This window comes from Haloarcula marina (assembly GCF_024218775.1).
GTDB lineage: Archaea > Halobacteriota > Halobacteria > Halobacteriales > Haloarculaceae > Haloarcula > Haloarcula marina.
Genome location: NZ_CP100404.1, coordinates 356,540 through 373,679 on the forward strand (window position 1 = coordinate 356,540; position 17,140 = coordinate 373,679).

22 protein-coding genes are annotated in these 17,140 nt (G+C 67.4%); 11 read left to right on the forward strand and 11 right to left on the reverse strand.

What is annotated here, in order from left to right; translation table 11 throughout:
* Positions 1-133: 133 nt before the first annotated feature.
* Positions 134-1,186: an aldo/keto reductase gene (locus NJQ44_RS01845; RefSeq protein WP_254272980.1), complete on the reverse strand. Its 1,053-nt coding sequence runs from the start codon at positions 1,184-1,186 to the stop codon at positions 134-136.
* Between the two features lie 46 nt (positions 1,187-1,232).
* The gene (locus tag NJQ44_RS01850) at positions 1,233-2,249 is read right to left on the reverse strand and encodes a CPBP family intramembrane glutamic endopeptidase (protein ID WP_254272981.1); all 1,017 of its coding nucleotides are present in this window, start codon (positions 2,247-2,249) and stop codon (positions 1,233-1,235) included.
* A gap of 118 nt (positions 2,250-2,367) precedes the next feature.
* Between NJQ44_RS01850 and NJQ44_RS01855 the strand changes: the two genes are divergently transcribed.
* From NJQ44_RS01855 to NJQ44_RS01880, 6 genes are all read left to right on the forward strand, one after another.
* On the forward strand, positions 2,368-3,270 hold the full coding sequence (locus NJQ44_RS01855) for an acyltransferase (RefSeq protein ID WP_254272982.1): 903 nt from the start codon (positions 2,368-2,370) through the stop codon (positions 3,268-3,270).
* Between the two features lie 69 nt (positions 3,271-3,339).
* Positions 3,340-3,594 carry a DUF7577 domain-containing protein gene (locus tag NJQ44_RS01860; protein WP_254272983.1) on the forward strand — a complete coding sequence of 85 codons (255 nt, stop codon included), beginning with the start codon at positions 3,340-3,342 and terminating at the stop codon, positions 3,592-3,594.
* Positions 3,595-3,624: 30 nt separating this feature from the next.
* Positions 3,625-4,338 (forward strand): Nmad3 family putative nucleotide modification protein, encoded by a 714-nt coding sequence (locus NJQ44_RS01865; protein WP_254272984.1) that lies wholly within the window; start codon positions 3,625-3,627, stop codon positions 4,336-4,338.
* Positions 4,339-4,410: 72 nt separating this feature from the next.
* Positions 4,411-5,097, forward strand: a complete 687-nt coding sequence (locus tag NJQ44_RS01870; protein WP_254272985.1) for an RAD55 family ATPase — start codon at positions 4,411-4,413, stop codon at positions 5,095-5,097.
* Complete coding sequence (locus NJQ44_RS01875; protein ID WP_254272986.1) at positions 5,094-5,504, forward strand: DUF8057 family protein; 411 nt, start codon at positions 5,094-5,096, stop codon at positions 5,502-5,504. The genes NJQ44_RS01870 and NJQ44_RS01875 overlap by 4 nt, the downstream gene beginning before the upstream one ends.
* A 56-nt stretch (positions 5,505-5,560) precedes the next feature.
* Positions 5,561-5,803: a DUF7120 family protein gene (locus tag NJQ44_RS01880; RefSeq protein ID WP_254272987.1), complete on the forward strand. Its 243-nt coding sequence runs from the start codon at positions 5,561-5,563 to the stop codon at positions 5,801-5,803.
* A 79-nt stretch (positions 5,804-5,882) separates the two neighbouring features.
* Here NJQ44_RS01880 and NJQ44_RS01885 read toward each other — a convergent pair whose 3' ends face one another.
* Entirely contained in the window at positions 5,883-6,170 is a 288-nt protein-coding gene (locus NJQ44_RS01885; protein ID WP_254272988.1) for a DUF5789 family protein, read from the reverse strand.
* Between the two features lie 151 nt (positions 6,171-6,321).
* Here NJQ44_RS01885 and NJQ44_RS01890 point away from each other — a divergent pair, with 151 nt between their 5' ends.
* The 3 genes from NJQ44_RS01890 (at position 6,322) to NJQ44_RS01900 (ending at position 7,851) form a co-directional block, all read left to right on the forward strand.
* A complete protein-coding gene (locus tag NJQ44_RS01890; protein WP_254272989.1) occupies positions 6,322-7,095 on the forward strand; it encodes a PHP domain-containing protein in 774 nt (257 codons plus the stop codon).
* Between the two features lie 54 nt (positions 7,096-7,149).
* Positions 7,150-7,314 carry a DUF6757 family protein gene (locus NJQ44_RS01895; protein WP_254272990.1) on the forward strand — a complete coding sequence of 55 codons (165 nt, stop codon included), beginning with the start codon at positions 7,150-7,152 and terminating at the stop codon, positions 7,312-7,314.
* Between the two features lie 69 nt (positions 7,315-7,383).
* A complete protein-coding gene (locus NJQ44_RS01900) occupies positions 7,384-7,851 on the forward strand; it encodes a cupin domain-containing protein (protein ID WP_254272991.1) in 468 nt (155 codons plus the stop codon).
* Positions 7,852-7,857: 6 nt separating this feature from the next.
* On the opposite strand, the gene NJQ44_RS01905 is transcribed toward NJQ44_RS01900, so the two are convergent.
* Positions 7,858-8,373: a hypothetical protein gene (locus tag NJQ44_RS01905; protein WP_254272992.1), complete on the reverse strand. Its 516-nt coding sequence runs from the start codon at positions 8,371-8,373 to the stop codon at positions 7,858-7,860.
* A gap of 81 nt (positions 8,374-8,454) precedes the next feature.
* On the opposite strand from NJQ44_RS01905, the gene NJQ44_RS01910 reads away from it, so the two are divergent.
* Positions 8,455-8,946: an HPP family protein gene (locus NJQ44_RS01910; protein WP_254272993.1), complete on the forward strand. Its 492-nt coding sequence runs from the start codon at positions 8,455-8,457 to the stop codon at positions 8,944-8,946.
* Here the strand turns inward: NJQ44_RS01910 and NJQ44_RS01915 are convergent.
* The 7 genes from NJQ44_RS01915 to NJQ44_RS01945 all read right to left on the reverse strand — a co-directional run bounded on the left by NJQ44_RS01915 (position 8,943) and on the right by NJQ44_RS01945 (position 15,915).
* Positions 8,943-9,656, reverse strand: coding sequence for a type 1 glutamine amidotransferase (locus tag NJQ44_RS01915; RefSeq protein WP_254272994.1), 714 nt, complete (start codon positions 9,654-9,656; stop codon positions 8,943-8,945). The genes NJQ44_RS01910 and NJQ44_RS01915 overlap by 4 nt on opposite strands.
* A gap of 58 nt (positions 9,657-9,714) precedes the next feature.
* Positions 9,715-10,161 (reverse strand): DUF2085 domain-containing protein, encoded by a 447-nt coding sequence (locus NJQ44_RS01920; protein WP_254272995.1) that lies wholly within the window; start codon positions 10,159-10,161, stop codon positions 9,715-9,717.
* 10 nt (positions 10,162-10,171) lie between these two features.
* Positions 10,172-10,711 carry a zinc-ribbon domain and TM2 domain-containing protein gene (locus NJQ44_RS01925; RefSeq protein ID WP_254272996.1) on the reverse strand — a complete coding sequence of 180 codons (540 nt, stop codon included), beginning with the start codon at positions 10,709-10,711 and terminating at the stop codon, positions 10,172-10,174.
* Positions 10,712-10,736: 25 nt separating this feature from the next.
* Positions 10,737-11,510: an alpha/beta fold hydrolase gene (locus tag NJQ44_RS01930; RefSeq protein ID WP_254272997.1), complete on the reverse strand. Its 774-nt coding sequence runs from the start codon at positions 11,508-11,510 to the stop codon at positions 10,737-10,739.
* 42 nt (positions 11,511-11,552) lie between these two features.
* Positions 11,553-12,371, reverse strand: coding sequence for a DUF4013 domain-containing protein (locus tag NJQ44_RS01935; protein WP_254272998.1), 819 nt, complete (start codon positions 12,369-12,371; stop codon positions 11,553-11,555).
* A gap of 78 nt (positions 12,372-12,449) precedes the next feature.
* Positions 12,450-15,233, reverse strand: a complete 2,784-nt coding sequence (gene alaS, locus NJQ44_RS01940; RefSeq protein ID WP_254272999.1) for an alanine--tRNA ligase — start codon at positions 15,231-15,233, stop codon at positions 12,450-12,452.
* A gap of 55 nt (positions 15,234-15,288) precedes the next feature.
* Positions 15,289-15,915 (reverse strand): flagellin, encoded by a 627-nt coding sequence (locus NJQ44_RS01945; RefSeq protein ID WP_254273000.1) that lies wholly within the window; start codon positions 15,913-15,915, stop codon positions 15,289-15,291.
* 323 nt (positions 15,916-16,238) lie between these two features.
* Here NJQ44_RS01945 and NJQ44_RS01950 point away from each other — a divergent pair, with 323 nt between their 5' ends.
* A complete protein-coding gene (locus NJQ44_RS01950; protein ID WP_254273001.1) occupies positions 16,239-17,114 on the forward strand; it encodes a hypothetical protein in 876 nt (291 codons plus the stop codon).
* Positions 17,115-17,140 lie beyond the last annotated feature (26 nt).

A 17,140-nucleotide genomic window follows, 5' to 3' on the forward strand; every position in this document is an offset into this window, starting at 1 on the left:
GTCGAAATAGGGGGGTTGGCGGTAGAAAACGCGAGACGGCGGAGAGATATGCGACATCACGGGGGGTCCCCTTATCGAGTGCAGATTCGGAGAACTACCGGTCGATGACGGGACCGAAAACGTGGCGTCCCAGTCAGTCCCCGGCGGACTTCATGCCCGTGTCCTTCAGGTCCTCGCCGCCGACGGAGGAGCGCAGGGCGTCCATGCCGTCGTCGCGGTCGATACCGAAGTTGTCCGCGTACAGGTCCTGGACGCGCTGGAACTCCTCGTCGGAGAGCGGCGGCGTGTCGGGTGCACCCGCCCACTCGTCGATGTCGGCGGTGGTGCGGAACGTCGGGGTGACGGAGGCGACTTCGTCGTGGGCGAGTAGCCACTGGATGGCGGCCTGTCCCATCGTGCGCTCGCCGTCCCGTTCGAGGAAGCGGATGGACTCCACCTTCTCCCACCCGGTCTCGTACCACTCGGTCGGCCGGTGGGCGCGGTGGTCGCCCTCGCCCAGTTCCGTCTCGGGGGTGACTTGCTCGTTCAGCAGGCCCGAGGAGTGGGGGACCCGCGCGACGATGGACGTGTCGGCGTTCTGCTCGCGGATGGTGTCGACGAAGTGGCGACCGGGAGTCTGCTCGAAGAGGTTGAAGACGGTCTGGATTACGTCGAACTCCTCGGCGACGGCGGCGTCGCCCTCGGCCAGCCAGCCGATAGAGGGGCCGAGCGCCCATCCGATGGCGTCGACTTTCCCCTCTTCGCGGAGTTCGTCGAGCGTCTCCAGTACGTCTTCGTCCACCTCGTCGACGTTGGCGTTGTGGAGCATCAGGAGTTCGACGTGGTCCATGTCCAGGCGGTCGAGCGAGCGGTCGAAGGCGGTGTGAATCCACTCGGGGGTGAGCTTCTTCGGCAGTTCGCCGTGGCCCGCCTGCGGGTTGTTGTAGAAGTCGTAGCCGATTTTCGTGGAGACGGTCACCTCGTCGCGGACCTCGGCGAGGGCATCGCCGAGAATCTCCTCGCTGTCCCCGTGGCCGTACACGTCGCTCGTATCGAAGAAGGTCACGTCGCGGTCGACGGCGTGCTGGACCATCTCGACGGCGTCCTCGCGCGTGCGGTCGCCCCACCAGTCCGTGCCGACGACCCACGCGCCGAAGCCGACTTCAGAGACTTCGACGTCCGAGTTCCCGAGCGTATCGTACTTCATACCGGCGCGTTAGGGCTCTCCGCACTTATCCGCCGTGGTTCGCCGGTCAGCTCTCAGAGTCGACGCTACGGACCCGAATCCGAAGGTCCGGGACGGCAACGGCGTCGACGATTTCGACGGCCCCGTACTCACGGCTGACCCACCACCACAGCGCGGCCGACCCGAGGACGAGGAGGGGGAGGGCGACGAGGCCGCCTTCGATACCGAACGACCCCCCGGTCACCAGCGCCGGGCCGGTCAGATTCGTTTCGAGGAGGGCGGCGCCCGCCCGCAGACCGCTGACGGGAAAGTTCCACAGCGCGAGGGTGTAGTTCCAGGCGACGTGGAAGCCGCAGGCGACGCCCAGTCGACCGGTGAGGACGTAGCACGCGCCGAGGAGGACGCCGTACAGCGTGATGTTCGTGGTGCTGAGCGCGGACGCGCTGGGATTGGTCAGGTGGAGGACGCCGAACAGCGCCCCCGTTCCCACGGTGACGACGACGATGGACCGGAACTTCCCGAACGCCCCGGCCAGTCCTTCGGCGAGGTTCGTCAGCAGATAGCCCCGAACCACCACCTCCTCGGTCGTGGCCTGCACCAAAAAGAAGGCCGCGAGCAGTCCCAGTCGGAAGAGCGCGCCCGTCGTCCCGAAGGCGAGGGTGTCGCTGGCCGACGTGGTGAGGACGCCGGTCACGGTGAGAAAGCCGAGGGCGAGCAGTCCGAGGAGGGCGACGGTGGGAAGCCCGAACCCCAGCGCGAGGCCGAAGACGGCGTCGCGCCACCACTGCCGGTCGAGTCCGAGGCCGTAGTCCGCGAGCGTCCGCCTGTCGAGGAGGTAGCCGACGCCGACGGCGACGACCAGTCCGGCGAGGAGGACGCCGATACGCTGGGCCGTCGCGTACAGCACCGCCACGGTCCCCTCACCGGCCGGGAGCGGAATCGACCCGACGACGCCGCCGACGACGACGACGCCGAAGCCCGCGAGGAACACCCAGACGACGAGTCGCCACGGCGCGCGCAACCGCCGCTCGGCGGGGTTGACGAGATACCCGCGCACCTCCATGATGAAGTCCGACCTGACCATGTCGGGCCGTGGGCCGGGGGCGGCTTATACTGTTGGCTCGCGGGTGGTGACACCGGTGTCACCACCTTTCTGTGGCGTAACGGAAACCCCTATCTGCCCTCGAAGCGACGTACGGCACATGACTAAGCGCCACGTGTCGTTACCGCCACTCGCCGAGGAGGGACTCCGAGCGTTCATCGACGAAGTCGACGAGCGCCTCTCCGGCGAGGAGGACACCTGTGACGTGGTCACCGACGTGCTCATCGACCTCCACGGGGACCGCGACGCCTACGAGCGCTGGCAGTCGGGTGAGGACGTTTCGCCCGCCGAACGCGTCCGCCTGCAGGGGTACGACCCCTGTAACACCACGCTGGAGAGCGAGTACTACGCCGAGAAAGACGAGGAGAAGTTCAAGCGGTCGAAGCACCTCCAGTGGCTCTGGCGACAGTTCGACGCGACGCCGATGGCCGACAACGTCGAGTTCGCGCTGCGCTTCCGTCGGATGCTCGCGAGCCATCTCTTCGAGTCCTGCGGGGAGAACTGCCGCTTCTTCAAGAACATCTCCTTTACCTACGGCCACAACATCGAAGTGGGCGACAACGTCGTGGTCCACGACGACGTTCACTTAGACGACCGCGGGAAACTCACCATCGGCGACCGCGTCTCCATCTCCGACGACACCCACATCTACAGTCACGACCACGACGCCACCGACCAGACCCACATCGACAACTTCCACACCATCATCGAAGACGACGTGCGCCTCACCTACGACTCGATGGTCCGGGCGGGCGTCCGCGTCGGCGAGAACGCCATCCTCGCCGCGAAATCCATCGCTGGCAAGGACATCCCGGCCCACCACATCGCGGCGGGCACACCGGCGAAGTCCATCGCCATCAAGGACGGGTGGGAGTCCGTGGCCGACCCGCTCGACGACGCGAACGCCGACCGGCGGGCCGAGCGCGAACTCGACTACGACATCCCCGAAGACATCGACCCGTTCGACGAGTTCCAGCGCGACCTCACGCCGCCGGACCGCTGACTCTTTCCGAGTATCAGTCCTGAAAATAACGCCCGAACAGCAAAGTAGGCACTCCCCGAAATTTCGGGTATGGAAACGTGGGTGTGGCTGACCGGGTACGTCGTCGGGTTCGGCCTCTTGCAGGTCCTTCTGTACCGGTACTTCCAGCGACGAGAGCCGACACCGGAGACCACCGCGGGCGGGTTCGACCGCGGCGACGCCGGTGGCCGTTCGGTATCGCGCCCCGAAACCGACGTGGTCGTCAACTGCGAGGCCTGCGGGGCCGCCAACGAGTCCCATCGGATGATTCGGTACTGCGGTGAGTGTACGGCCTCGCTCCGGTAGGGGTTTGGCCGTTCGGGTCGACGTACGGCCATGCGGAGCGTCGCCATCAACGTCGCGGCTAACACGAACGAACCGGGCTTTCGCGGCCCCGTCTATCCGGACGGCACGTTCGAGTACATCCCCATTCCCGAGTCGAAACCGACCGCCGAACGGGTCCCGACCTACGCCGATTTCGACTTCCAGACGGACGTGAGCGGCGTCGCCGACCGGCCGGTCCACTTCGACCCCGAGTTCCCCGAGGCGGGCGGCGAGCGGTACACCTACGGCGACGAACACGGCGTGAAGGCGGGGCCGCTGTCGGCGCTGTCGGCGGGCGACTACCTCTTTTTCTACGCGACGCTGTCGACGACTGGCGGCGGCGACCCGCCCGCGTGGGCGTCGCCGCGGTGGGGCGCGCACGTCATCGGGCACTTCCGACTCGCGCGGGACCCGGTGACGGGCGAGCAGTACCGCGCTCTCGCGCCCGCGGACCGGGCCGTCTTCGACTCGAACGCCCACGTCAAGCGCGAGACGTTCGACGCCCGCGTGCTCCTCCTCGGTGACCCGGAAGGCTCCCGACTGTACGAGACGGTGGTCCCGCTGTCAGCGCCCAGTGGCGGCACGGACGCGAACTGGGTGGTCACGGACCTGTCCTCGGACTCGGGAAAGGGGCCGTGGTGGCGGCGGCCGATGCGGTTCGACGAGGCGGGGACCGAGCGATTGCTGACGCTCGCCGAGGAACCGCCCGCGGCCGTCGACCCCTGACCGTCCGAGAGAGTTATCACCGGTGAAAACAGAGCACCAAGACATATGTCCAGACGCGCGCATACCGGGAGTATGCGTATCTCCAGCGGCGTCCCCGGATTCGACGAACTCATCGAGGGCGGGTTGCTCACGGACCGCCTGTACGTCGTCAGCGGGCCGCCCGGAAGCGGTAAGACGACGTTCTGCTCGCAGTTCATCACACAGGGCGCCAAAGAAGGCGAGACGTGCCTCTACGTGACGATGCACGAGACGAAGGCCGAACTGATGCAGGACATGTCGGGCTACGAGTTCGGATTCGACCGGGCGATGCAGTCCGACGCCGTCCAGTTCCTCAACCTCGTCACCGAGAACGGGAAGCGAACGATTACGCAGTTCGGTACGGACGGCGGCCTGACGAACCGACTGGTCGCCTACATCGAGCAAAACGACATCCAGCGGGTGGTCATCGACTCGACGATGCTCCTGCAGCACTTCATGAACGACGTGGAAGGCGAGATTACGGGCTTCCTCTCCGCGCTGAAACAGACCGACACCACGACGCTGCTCATCTCGGAGATGACCGACCCGTCCTCGTACAGCGACGAACACTACCTCGCCCACGGCGTCATCTTCTTCCACAACTTCCTCGAAGGCGGGAGCATGACCCGCGGCGTGCAGGTCATCAAGATGCGCGGGACCGCAATCGACTGTGACATCCGCGAGATATCCTTCAGCGACCACGGCCTGCAGGTCCACGCCGACACCAAGATACAGACATGAACCGCTACGAACGGGAGTTCGACACCGACTGGGACGCCTTGGGTAAGGACGGCGCCACCGACCGCGCCTACGCTATCGGCGTCGCCGAACGCCTCGGGGAGTACAACCGGGAGGAACTGGAGGCCATCTACGCCGAGATGGACTCGGCGTACCACCGGAGCATGGTCGAACTCGCGTACGACGAGGGACGCAACGAGGCGAAAGCGACGGCCGAGGCCACCAACGCCGACGGCGACGCCATCTGGGCCGAACTCGTCGAGGGCGAACGCACTACCGTCGACGAGGACGACATCCCCACCGGCGGCCGCGACGGCCTTCCCGACGCCTTAGCGCCCAGCGAACTGCTCGACAGACAGGAGGTCGACAGCACCGAGGCAGTCAGCAGACCTGAGTTTCTCGACCGCTGACCCCTCCCACGGCCCGGCAACAGGTTTTATATCCCCGACCGGATTAGCCGCCGCGTATGAGCAAAATCAAAGTGTCCCTGCCGGACCAAGTCGACTCTGACATCACTCGCCTCGTCGAACAGGGGGAGTTCCTCAACCGCGACCAGGCCGTCGAGGAACTGCTCTCCCGGGGTATCTCCGCGTACAACACGACCACCGAGGAGTCGACATCGGACCTCGAAGACGATATGTTCGGACAGACTGCGGCCGAGCAGCGCGACCCGGCGCTGCGCGACGAGGAAGACGACTTCGGCTTCTGAGCGGGGCGTCGGCGTGGCGGCCGCTCGCCGAGTAGCGCGCGAAAAAGTGTAGCTGGGGCCGTTCTGGACGCTTCTCGCGTTAGAACGAGACTTGGTCGGGACCGTCCTCGCCCATGCAGATGGGGTCGCGGTCGGAGTAGCCCTTGCGACCGATGGCTTTGCTGGAGACGCCCGCACACGCCGTCAGCATCGCGTCTTCTGCGGATTCGAACGTCTCGGGTGAGGAACGACTGAGCGCGTCCCCCAGCGTCTCCGTGCCGTTGGGCAGTTCCAGTGTGGTGTCGCCCGCGGCCTCGATGAGTTCGTCTGTGGTTAGTGGGTACTCCTGTGCTTCGAACGCTTCTGCCGCATCGGTCAACATTCGCATACGACGGGAAAGTGCATGGTCGATAATAAACCTTAACTATTGATTATGTTAATATACCTTAGTGCGTTTAAGGAACATACGACGTGTGTTGGCGTGAAACATACTGGGCGGTGGGGGGAAGTGGCTTGTCGCTGGACGCGGACGACACCGTATGGTTGTCGCGGACCTCCACGTCCACACGACGCGCTCTGACGGGTCGCTCACGCTGGCGACGCTCCCCGCTGCCGCACGGCGGGCGGGCGTCGACGTCGTCGCGGTCACCGACCACGACCGAACGAATCCGGCGCTGTCCGCGCCGCTGACGACGCGCGACGGCGTGACCGTCGTCCACGGTATCGAACTGCGCGTCGACGCGGGCGACCAGCGACTGGACTTGCTGGGCTACGGCGTCGACCCGACGCCCGAACTCGAGGCCGAGTGCGACCGCATCCAAGAGGACAGGCGCGAGCGAGGGCGGCGCATCATCGAGTGCGTGGAGTCGCGACTGGACACCGAACTGCCGGTCGAACCCCGGGAGGGACTCGGCCGTCCGCACGTCGCGCGCGCCATCGCCGAGGTGAGCGAGTACAGTTTCGACGAGGCGTTCGAACACTTCATCGGCGACGACTGCCCGTGTTTCGTCCCGCGCGAGGTGCCGTCCTTCGAGCGCGGCCGGGACCTGCTGGCCGACGCCTGCGGCCTCGTCGGCCTCGCGCACCCGTTTCGGTACCCGGACACCGAGGCCGCGCTTGCCCGGTGTGAGTCGCTCGACGCGGTCGAGCGGTGGTATCCCTACGGCTACGACACCGACGCCGGACTCGTCGAGGGCGCTATCGAGCGATACGACCTCCTCCCCACTGGCGGAAGCGACGCCCACGAGGAGACGCTCGGACTCGCGGGGTTGGACGCCGCGGCGTGGGAGCGGGTCCGGGCCGCAATCGTCTGACGACCGGCAGACGGAACCCGAGGGTTCAATGCCCTACGACTCCTACCGATGTGTATGCAGTGTCACTACTGCGACCGTGATGCGGACCTCGCCGTCGAGAGCGACGGCATCAAAGTCGGCGTGTGCAAGCAACACTTCCGCGAGCAGATGGCCGAACTCGAAGACGCCGAGTGGCTCGACGAACTCGACGAGCAACTCGACATCGACCGACGCGAGTAACGAGATTTCTCGCCTTTCGCCCCCCTGTCAGCGCGCACCGTTTTAGGCGTCGGCGATCACGTAGTCGTCATGGAACGGACCAGTCTCGACGACGCGCCCGCCCGCCTCGGCCCCGCCGCCGTCAAGCGTTCGCTGTCGTCGGCACTCGACACGACGGAACTGGCGATGAACTACTACGAACTCGCCCCCGGCGAGACGTTCGGGCTGGGGTATCACCGCCACCCCGAACAGGAGGAAGTCTTCTACGTTCAGTCGGGAACGGCCACCTTCGAGACGGAAGACGGGGACGTGACCGTCGAGGCGGGGGAGGCGGTTCGCTTCGCACCCGGCGAGTGGCAACTGGGGCGCAACGACGGCGACGAGCGAGTCGTCGCGCTGGCGCTGGGCGCGCCGAGGGAGGCGAACGACACCGAGATGGTCCGCGAGTGTCCCGACTGCGGCGAACGGACGCGACAGCGGGTGGCGCTCACGGACGACCGTGACGCCCTGCTCACCTACTGTACGGCGTGTGACGCCGAAACGGGGCGATTCACCTGAGTCGCGTCACGCCGCCGACCGGCACTCCGTCGCCAGTGCGATGGTCCCGTCGCCACCGATTGCGAGGTCCGCACGGACCAGCGCCGTCTCCGGGCGGCAACTGAACTGCGCCCACGTCCGAACGCGACTCTCGCCGGTCGTCGCGCGGACGACGAGCCACACCGACGCTCCCGGTTCGACGTCCGAGAGCGTGGTCCCGATGCCGCTGTTGGCGGGGACGCGAATCTCGTCGCTCGTGACGTTCGCGCCGGCGAGGACGACGTCGGTCACGTTCGTCAACTGCGACGGCGAGACGCCGGTGAGGTCGGTCGTCGGCCGGACTCGGGTCGTTCCGTTGGCGTAGACGAACCTGACGTTCGTCACGTCGCCGGGAACGACGGAGACACGCACGTCGTAGGCTTCGTCCGCCGCGTTGTCGACCGACAGCTGTACGTCCTGTGTGGTGTCGGCTGGCTGGCCGCCGAACCCGAGACAACCCGCTGTGAGACAACAGACGACGACCGCGAGCGTCGCGAGGCGCATATCCCACCCTCAGGAGGTGGCGAGAAAAACCTGTGGCCGGAACGCCACCGTTTTGTCCGACGGCGGGGACCAACCGTCACCGTGGTCGAACTGTCCACCAGCGAGTCGCTCCGACAGTCGCTCCGCGTCGGGGCGCTGTTGTCGACGCTCGGTGCCGTGGTGTGGCTCAGCGGCCTCCCCTTCCTGTTCCCGAGTCTCGGGCCGACGGCGTACCTCTTTGCGACCCGGCCCGCCGCTCCCGCCTCCAAGCCGCGCCGCGTCCTCGGCGGTCACGCCATCGGCGTCCTCGCGGGCTTGCTCGCCTACCACGCCGTCGCCGGGGGCGTCGTCATCACGGCGTCGATGGGACCGGGAACCGTCGGCGGCCTCAGACTGGCGGCCAGCGGCGTCGTCGCCGTCGCGCTGACGACGGCCGGAATGTTGCTCACCGACACCGGTCACGCGCCAGCGTGTGCGACGACGCTCATCGTCGGGTTGGGTATCCTCACCTCGCCGGTGGAGGGCGCGATAATCGTCGCCGCCGTCGGCGTGCTGGTGGTCGAAAACGAACTGTTGGACCGCCTGAGTCGCTAATCGTCGCTGGCGGCGCGAGTCGTCTCGGCCGCCGCCGACCGCCGCTGTCGGACGTAGTCGGTGAAGTTGTCGAACAACCGCTTCGCCTCGCAGGCGGCCCGGTAGTTCTCCTCGGTGATGCCGTCCAGTACGCGCTGGATGCGCTCGTCGGGCAGGTCCTTCCCCGTCGTCACCGTCTCGGCCGTCTCGGGGTCGTACTCGGGGTGGAACTGCACCGCGAACACGTCGCCCTGTCGGAAGCCGTGGACGCCGTAGTCGTTCTCGGCGAACCGCTCGGCCCCCGGCGGGAGTTCCGCGACGTGGTCCGAGTGGGTCGTGAACACGGTGAACGACTCGTCGACGCCAGCGAGCAGCGGGTTCTCGCCGTCGTGTTCGACGGTTCGATAGCCGATTTCGTAGTCGTCCATCGCCTCCACGCGGCCGCCCAGCGCGTGGGCGAGCAACTGGTGGCCGAAACACACCCCGAGGAACGGCAGGTCGCGCTCGATTGCGTCGCCGACCCACGCTTCGAGGTCGGCGATCCAGGGCTCGTCCCAGTAGACGGACGCCCGCGACCCCGTGACCAGACACGCGTCGAACGCGAAGGTGTCCGGTAATTCGCGCTCGGTCACGTCGTACTCCACGAGGTCGGCGTCGAGTTCCCGCCGGAAGTTCCGGCGGTTGTCCTCGCCGTCGTGGGCCGCGTTCAGCAGGGCGATGCGCAGACTCATCGTTTCCCACAACGTGCCGACGCCCAAAAATGCCTGCTTCCACGGCAGGAACTGCCGTTCACTCTGACGCCGCCCAGAGGCCGAACGCCGCGAGCGAGGCGTACCCGACCGCGACGGCGAGCAGTAGCGGCCGTCGCGTCGTCAGGAACCACGGCAACGCAAGCCCGTACGCGACGCCGAGGAGCGCGCCCGTCGCCGTCCGGCGGGCGTTCGTGCCCCGGCGTTCGCCGAGTGTCGTCACCGCCCAGTCGGCCAGCGCCGGAAGCGGAAAGAGCGCGACGACGGGGAGCCACGCCCCGCGACCGACGCCGAGCAGGAACGCCGCGAGACCCAGCACGATACCGGGATAGACGCCGCTACAGCGGGCACAGAGGTACAGCGTCCGGCCGCCGACGGTCAGGCGGTGACAGCGGTGGCGCTCCGCGGCGGCGTGGTGCGAGAGGAGGTACGGGGCCGTCGCGGCCAGTCCGCGACGGAGTTCGCGTCGCAGTTCGGTCGGCGGCACACTCACTCCCTCACTCGCGGCCGTACTGGCGCTGGAACTCCTCGTCGGTCTTGGTCAGGTAGATGATGCCCTCGATGACGCCGACGAGCGCCGGGATGAACGTCCACGAGAAACAGAGGTAGAGGACGCCCAGCCCCACGTTCCCGAGGTAGAAGTGGTGGACGCCGAGGCCGCCGAGCAGGATGGCGAAGATGCCCGCCGTGACCCGGTCGACCTCCCGCGACCCGCTTTCGGACCCGACTGCTCCGTCCTGCTGGGCACCGCAGTCGGGGCAGAACTTCGCGCCCGCAGAAATCTGGGTTCCGCAGGCGTGGCAGAACTTCTGTCCGTCGGCGGCGCCGTCCGAGGCGGCCGGTTCGGCGTCCGTCTCGTCTACTCGTTCGCCCGTCTCGGGGTCGTACTGGGCCGTGGAGTCGTCGGTTCCGGCCGCCGAGTCGTCCTCGGCTATCGACTCGCTGTCGTCGGAGTGCTCGCGCTCCGCGTCGGTCGGTTCGTCGCTGACGCTCGGTTCGTCGTCGGAGGGCGGCCCCTCGTCGTCGTCCGGGGACATGCCTGCCGACTCGCCCGGGCAGTGGTTAAAACTCGTGGTCGGTGTACTCGTCGAGGAACGCCGTCAGTCGGTCGGTGAGAACCGTCGCGTGCTCCACGAAACAGCCGTGTCGTCCTTCGACGGCCTCGCCCGACCCGCGAGGGAGGCCCGAGACGAGCGATTCCGCGGCGTCGGTCGGAACGACGGGGTCCTCGACGCCGTAGTACACCTCCGTCGGCAGGGTCACCTCGTACAGCGGCGGCGCGTCGAAGTCGAGCGCGGCGGCGGCCTGCGCGTCGAAGGCCGCGCCCGTCGCGTCGTCCGCGCGCCGCCACTCGGCGATTCGCTCGAGGAGGTCCGGATTCGCCCCGCGAAAGCCGTCGCTGAACGCGCCAGCGAGCGAGTCGGCACCCGCGTCGAGTGACAGTGACGCGAGCGCGTCGGCGTCGAGTTCGCTCCCTGCGGCGGCGGTGCAGTACAGCGTCAGCGTCCGCGCGCGGTTGAACTCGTGGGCGTACTGCAACGCGACCATTCCGCCCAGTCCCGCGCCGACGAGATGGACGCGCCCGACGCCGTGGTCGGCGAGGACGGCTTCGAGGTCCGCCGCCAGCGTCGCCACGTCGTACGGGCCGTCGGGGGCGTCGGAGTCGCCGGTCCCGCGCAGGTCCCAGACGAGCGTCTCGTAGGGGCCGGTCAGCGCGTCGTAGTGCCAGCCCCAGAGCCACGCGCCGTAGCCAACGTCGCCGACGAAGGCGACCGTGGGACCGTCGCCGTCGGTCTCGTAGTGTAGCGAGACGCCGTCGTTCGTTGCGGTCGGCATCGCCCGACGGTTCGCGCGGTCGCGGGGTGGCTCTTTCGGTCGTCAGTGCGTCGCGGGCGGCCGGGCGGGGTCGGCCGCGTCGTCCACCTCGGGTTCAGAGTCAGCGGGCGCGACGGGCGGTACGACGCCGTCGTCGGCGGCCGCGTGGTACTGATAGCCCCAAAAGCCCGCGAAGACGTACCCCGCGAACGTCGTGACGACGGCCGGGCCGACGATGGTCAGTACCGACGCCAGCCACAGCAGCGTCACCGCGAACAGCAGGACGGCCCATCCGAGAAACCCCTCCAGATACCGCTTGGAGGTGGCGAAGGCCCCGGCGTGGCGGCCCGACAGCGCCCGCGAGAGCCGTCCCGTCGCCGCGTAGGCGGTCAGCACCGCCGGCGCGACGTACAGTCCGGCGAGCGCCACCACGGCGACCGCGAAGTCGGTCGCGGCCCCGCCGAGGCCGACCTGTTCCGCGACGGCCGCCACTGACGCGCCGACGACGAGAGTCACGCCGCCGACGACCAGTACCCCGACGACCCCTCGCAGGCCGTCGACGAATAGCCGCTTGAGTCCGTCGAACGCTGGCGGGTCGGGGTCACCGGCGGCCGCCGCGCGAGTCAACCGGAACGCGTACCCGTAGGTGAACAGCGAGAGCGGCGGCACGACTAACCCGACGAGCGCGACGATGCTTCCGAGCAGCATCGGTTCGTACCCGCCGCGCAGCGAGTAGTGCAGACCGAAGGTGAACGAATCGCGGTCGAACGGGTCGTCAGCGGACTCGCCCGCGGAATCCGAGGCGTCCTGTTCGGCCCCACACGCCGGGCAGAACGCGTGGCTCGCTGCGACCGGTTCGCCGCAGGCCCCACACTGTGCCATTGCTCGACTGTTCAGCGAGAACGAATATTGTTCTTTCCCCCGCCCGGCGGGTCCGAGGAAATCGGTTCGCCGCCCGAGTCAGACGTTCGCGACCGACCGCAGAATCTCGCCCGCGTCGTCTAAGGCGTCGTCTAAGGCGTCGCCGTCCGGACCGCCGCCCTGCGCGAAGTCCGCCGGGCCGCCGCCGCCGCCGCCGACGCGACCGGCGAGTTCGCCGACGACTTCGCCAGCGTCCACGTCGACGCCTTCGGGCACCGCGACGACGAACTGCGCGCCGTCCCGACCGGACCCGAGGACCGCGATGTCGCCCTGTTCGACGATGGCGTTGGCCTGTGCGCGCAACTCGTCCATGTCGGCGTCGATGCGCTGGACGACGGCGGTGGCCTCGCCGACGTCGACCTCCTCGCTGTCGACCCCGCCCGCGGCGCGGGCCTCTGCGAGTTGTGCTTTCAGGTCCTCTATCTCCTTGCCGCGGCCCTTCCACTCCTCGAAGAAGCGCTCGGCGGTGGCCGGGACTTCCTCGGGGGCCACGTCGAGGATGTCGGCGGCCTCGTAGAGGGCGTCTTCCGTCCGTTGCGTGGACTCGATTGCGGCGTCACCGGCCGCGAAGGTGAGGCGGATGACGCCGTCTTGGATGCGCTCGGTGTTCAGCAGTTTGATGGTGCCGATGTCGCCGGTGCGGGCGACGTGCGTGCCGCCGCAGGCCTGAATGTCGTCGGCGACTTGGATGAGGCGAATCTGCTCGCCCGCCGGAATGCCGCCCTGATACAGGTCGAAGCCGTGTTTCTCCTCGGCCTCGTTGCGGTCGGGCCACTCCTGGGTGACCGGCACGTTGTCCTGTACGAGTTCGTTGGCGTACCGTTCGATTTCCTTGACTTGCTCGCGGGCCACCGACTCGTAGTGGCGGATGTCGATGCGCGAGGAGTCGACGCCCTTCTGCGCCCCGGCCTGCCGGACGTGGTCGCCCAGTACCTGCCGGGCGCTGTGGATGACGATGTGGGTCGCCGTGTGGTGTTGCATAAGGCGCTTGCGCCGCGTGGCGTCGACCTGTCCCCGGATGAACTCGCCCTTGCCGGGGTCCTCGTCGACGGTGTGGAGGATGACGCCGTCGTACCGCTGGACGTCCTCGACTTCGGCGGTCACGTCGTCCGTCGAGAGGGTCCCGTGGTCGGCCGGTTGCCCACCGCCCTCCGGGTAGAACATCGTCTGGTCCAACACCACGTCGAAGTTCCCGTCTTCGCGGTCGAACACTTCGAGGACGACGGCCTCGAACTCCGTGCGCTGTTGGTCCTCGTAGTACAGTCGGTCCGTCTCCGGGAGTTCGACGATGCGGTCGCCGTAGGGGAGGCCCTCCTCGTCCTCGAAGGCCTGGCCGCCGCCGTGGCGGTCGGCGACGACGGCGTAGAAGTCGTCGGGCACGTCGACGGCGACGCCCTTCTCGGCGGCTATCTCCTCGACCATGTCCGGTTGGATGCCGTGGGAGTCGTACAGTTCGACGAGTTCCTCGGTCGGGATTGCCTCGCCCGTCTGGGCGTACTCGTCGGCCAGTTGGCGGACGCGGCGGCCGCCCCTGTCGAGGGTCTCGCGGTACTTCTCGACCTCCGTGCGAACGATGTCGCGGATGGTGTCGCGGTTCTCGTAGCCGAGTCGTTCGGCCTGCATGTCGACGAGTTCGTCGAGCGGCGCGTCCACGCCGACGCTGTCGACCAGTCGCTTGGTGCGCCGGAGGACCATCCGCGCGAGGTACCCCGTCGCGACGTTCGACGGGACGATGCCGTCGCCGAGCATGTACGCGAGCGTGCGGGAGTGGTCGGCGATGGCGTAAATCTCCTCCAACGGCCCCATCAACTCGCGCAGTTCGTCGATGTCGACGCCGACGGCGTCGGCGATGGTGTCGCGTTCGGCCTCGATGTCCTCGGCCTCGTCGATGTCCATCCGGCCCGCTAACTTCGCGGCGTCGTGGACGATGGCCGCCTCCTCGTCGCTGAGTTCGATACCGGCGTTGTCCTTGAGGAAGGCGATCATCTCGGGGTAGACGGCCTCGTACACCGTCGGGGTCCCCTGTGACACCCAGGTCCACCGCTCCAGTCCGTAGCCGGTGTCGACGATGTAGGTGTCCATCTCCGAGTAGCGGTTGCCGTCTTTCATCAGGTACTCGCCGTCGTCGTCCTGTTCGAGGGACATGAAGACGAGCGTCGCCAGTTCCGCGCCCTGATAGATGACTTCGAAGGCCGGACCGGCGTTGCCGCCGCCGACCCACGGGTCCTCGATGAGCGTGAGTTCTTCGACGTCTGCGCCCAGTTCCTCGAACAGTTCGACGCAGTACTGGACCGTCTCGTCCTTCCAGTACACCTCGCCCTGATAGGCGTACTCCTCGGGGTCCTCGATGTCTTCGCGGGCGTTGAACGCGTGATGGGCCATCATCTCGAAGGCCATCGTGTGCCGACCGGTCTTGCCCACGTTGTCGATGTCCTGCATCCGGATACACGGCTGGGAGATACACAGCGGGTTCGCGGGCGGCGGCGTCGTCCCGGACGTGACGAGCGGTTGGAAGTCGTAGATAGACGCCTGTGTCAGCAGTACGTCGTCGCGCCAGCGGTTCGCGGCGACCGGATACGGGTCGATGCGCGTGTGGTCACGCCCCTCGAAAAACGAGAGGAACGCCTCGCGCATCTCCGTCAGCGAGAACGCCTCGTCGAACCCCGGGTTGTCGATGAAGCCGTACTCCTCGCAGGGCGGTTCGCCGCAGGTGTCTCGGTCGGCGCGGGACCAGAACATCGCCCCGCACTCGACGCACTCCTGCCGCTGGAACCCCGCCTCGTCGAAGTAGTCTAACTGATAGGCCTCCTCGAGGTCACTCATTGGCGTATTGTTGGCCCAGCAGCGGGTAAAACAGTTCCGAAGGGGGTTTCGACCGTTACAGCAGGACCGAGGAACCGCCCGAGAGCGTCTGCGGGACGACGATTCGCTTCGTGGTCGTCGCGCCCGACGCGGTGGTGATACGGACCGTCGCCGTCTCGCCCTCTCGGATGGCGTTCCCGAAGGTGTCCGCCGAATCGGTCCCCGGTAAGTCGGACGCGCCGAGGTCCAGCGTTATCGTGAACCGGTCTTCGGGGTCGTTCACCACTGGTTGTGAGTCGTCGTCGTCTTGCACCGTCGAGATGGTGAACTCACCGTCGGGGCCGGGCGGAGAGGACCCGCTCGCCAACTGGTAGTACGACCCGGTCGGCCCGACCCACTGGACCGTCGCCTTGTCCAAGTCGACGCTTCCAGACCCCGGCCCGGCTTTGACGGTGATGTTGACGACGCCAACCTTGTTCCCCGCGAAGTGGTCGCCGGTCGTACTCACGATTTGGAGGCGGTTCGTCGTCGAGTCGCTGGCGCCCTCCCCGGTCGCTTGGGCGGAACTCTGGAGGAACCCAGCGGTGTTGATGAGGACACCGGCGGCGATGGCCGCGACCAGCACCATCGCGATGAAGACGATGAGGGTCCCGATACCGACTTGGGCGCGCTCGTCTTCGCGCCGGGCGTTCGCGCTGTGCATTTCAGATACTGATATCGTACTTTCTACCACTGTATAAACTTGAGTGAGCAATTATCGATGGTGAAAACAGGCCATTGCGGCCGCGAGGCGACGGTATCCGCACGCAGGCCAGCGATTCCACCAGCGCCGTCGGGACTTCCCGCCGCGTACCGGTTCGTGCGTTCCGAGTTGCCGACCGGCCCAACGGACCCGACGTGGCGGTAAGCACGTCCCCACTGAGCGTCCGTCGGCGATAAGGCGGTCGTACCGGTGGCGGCCGCCGGATAACTATCCACGATGGCGGCGTGTGACAGCGAACGGTGGTCCCCACCGACACAGCACCCATGAACCGACGGGCACTCACCAAGGGCCTGTTCTCCCTCACCGGACTGGCCCTGTTCGACACCGCGGCCGCACAGCAACGATGGCGCACGCTCCGCATCGAGAACACCGTCGACCGGCGGAACGTGGTCGAAGTCGTCGTGACCGGCGACGTGCGTCTCGGTTCGGGAACCGAGGCCGAGGACAGCGCCGAGGACGGCCGTATCCGCTCGGTCCTCACCGACCGCAGCGCGACCGACAATTTCGAGTTCACCGGCCAGATTCGGCGCATCCGCTGGAGTCAGGCCGAACCGCGCGTCTACGTCGACGGGCGGCGCGTCGACCCGACCGACTACGACGGCGACGCGAACTACCGCGAGATGCGCATCTACAACACCATCGACGAGCGAAACGTCGTCGACGTGCGCGTCTCCGGCGAGGCCAGGAAAGGGGACCTCGCCGAGAACGAGGACGTGGCCCGGGACGGTCGCATCCGCTCGATTCTGAACGACCGCAGCGCGGTGGACTCCTTCGAGTTCACCGGGAGCATCACCGACGTTCGGTGGTCGGCCCGACGGCCGGAAATCGTCGTCGACGGCCGCACTATCGACTTAGACCGGTTCGACGATGACGATGACGACGATGACGATGACGACGACGCGGCCAGTTACGTCCGGGTTACCGGTCCCCGGCGCGGGTCGGTGCGGGTGTACATCCGCACGACCGGTCCCATCAGAACGCTGTTCGGCGACGACGACAACCCCTCGAACCGCGTGGTCGACGTGCGGGTCGGCGGCGGGTCGGACGCCCGGGTCCGCGAGGTCCGCTACACGGGCCGCATCGTCCAACTGGCGACCGGCGAGGGCGACGTAGCTATCGACGTCCAACAGCGGGACTAAGGGGTCTCGCGCTTCCCGCGACTGCC

Excerpts from the sequence above, each read along its gene's own strand:
- NJQ44_RS01900 (WP_254272991.1), top strand. The coding sequence starts at position 7,384 with ATGGAACGGACCAGTCTCGACGACGCGCCCGCCCGCCTCGGCCCCGCC.
- NJQ44_RS01875 (WP_254272986.1), top strand. The coding sequence starts at position 5,094 with ATGAACCGCTACGAACGGGAGTTCGACACCGACTGGGACGCCTTGGGT.
- NJQ44_RS01865 (WP_254272984.1), top strand. The coding sequence starts at position 3,625 with ATGCGGAGCGTCGCCATCAACGTCGCGGCTAACACGAACGAACCGGGC.
- NJQ44_RS01880 (WP_254272987.1), top strand. The coding sequence starts at position 5,561 with ATGAGCAAAATCAAAGTGTCCCTGCCGGACCAAGTCGACTCTGACATC.
- NJQ44_RS01885 (WP_254272988.1), bottom strand. The coding sequence starts at position 6,170 with ATGCGAATGTTGACCGATGCGGCAGAAGCGTTCGAAGCACAGGAGTAC.
- NJQ44_RS01930 (WP_254272997.1), bottom strand. The coding sequence starts at position 11,510 with ATGCCGACCGCAACGAACGACGGCGTCTCGCTACACTACGAGACCGAC.
- NJQ44_RS01895 (WP_254272990.1), top strand. The coding sequence starts at position 7,150 with ATGCAGTGTCACTACTGCGACCGTGATGCGGACCTCGCCGTCGAGAGC.
- NJQ44_RS01925 (WP_254272996.1), bottom strand. The coding sequence starts at position 10,711 with ATGTCCCCGGACGACGACGAGGGGCCGCCCTCCGACGACGAACCGAGC.
- NJQ44_RS01915 (WP_254272994.1), bottom strand. The coding sequence starts at position 9,656 with ATGAGTCTGCGCATCGCCCTGCTGAACGCGGCCCACGACGGCGAGGAC.
- NJQ44_RS01935 (WP_254272998.1), bottom strand. The coding sequence starts at position 12,371 with ATGGCACAGTGTGGGGCCTGCGGCGAACCGGTCGCAGCGAGCCACGCG.
- alaS (WP_254272999.1), bottom strand. The coding sequence starts at position 15,233 with ATGAGTGACCTCGAGGAGGCCTATCAGTTAGACTACTTCGACGAGGCG.
- NJQ44_RS01905 (WP_254272992.1), bottom strand. The coding sequence starts at position 8,373 with ATGCGCCTCGCGACGCTCGCGGTCGTCGTCTGTTGTCTCACAGCGGGT.
- NJQ44_RS01850 (WP_254272981.1), bottom strand. The coding sequence starts at position 2,249 with ATGGTCAGGTCGGACTTCATCATGGAGGTGCGCGGGTATCTCGTCAAC.
- NJQ44_RS01945 (WP_254273000.1), bottom strand. The coding sequence starts at position 15,915 with ATGCACAGCGCGAACGCCCGGCGCGAAGACGAGCGCGCCCAAGTCGGT.
- NJQ44_RS01855 (WP_254272982.1), top strand. The coding sequence starts at position 2,368 with ATGACTAAGCGCCACGTGTCGTTACCGCCACTCGCCGAGGAGGGACTC.
- NJQ44_RS01950 (WP_254273001.1), top strand. The coding sequence starts at position 16,239 with ATGAACCGACGGGCACTCACCAAGGGCCTGTTCTCCCTCACCGGACTG.
- NJQ44_RS01870 (WP_254272985.1), top strand. The coding sequence starts at position 4,411 with ATGCGTATCTCCAGCGGCGTCCCCGGATTCGACGAACTCATCGAGGGC.
- NJQ44_RS01890 (WP_254272989.1), top strand. The coding sequence starts at position 6,322 with ATGGTTGTCGCGGACCTCCACGTCCACACGACGCGCTCTGACGGGTCG.
- NJQ44_RS01860 (WP_254272983.1), top strand. The coding sequence starts at position 3,340 with ATGGAAACGTGGGTGTGGCTGACCGGGTACGTCGTCGGGTTCGGCCTC.
- NJQ44_RS01845 (WP_254272980.1), bottom strand. The coding sequence starts at position 1,186 with ATGAAGTACGATACGCTCGGGAACTCGGACGTCGAAGTCTCTGAAGTC.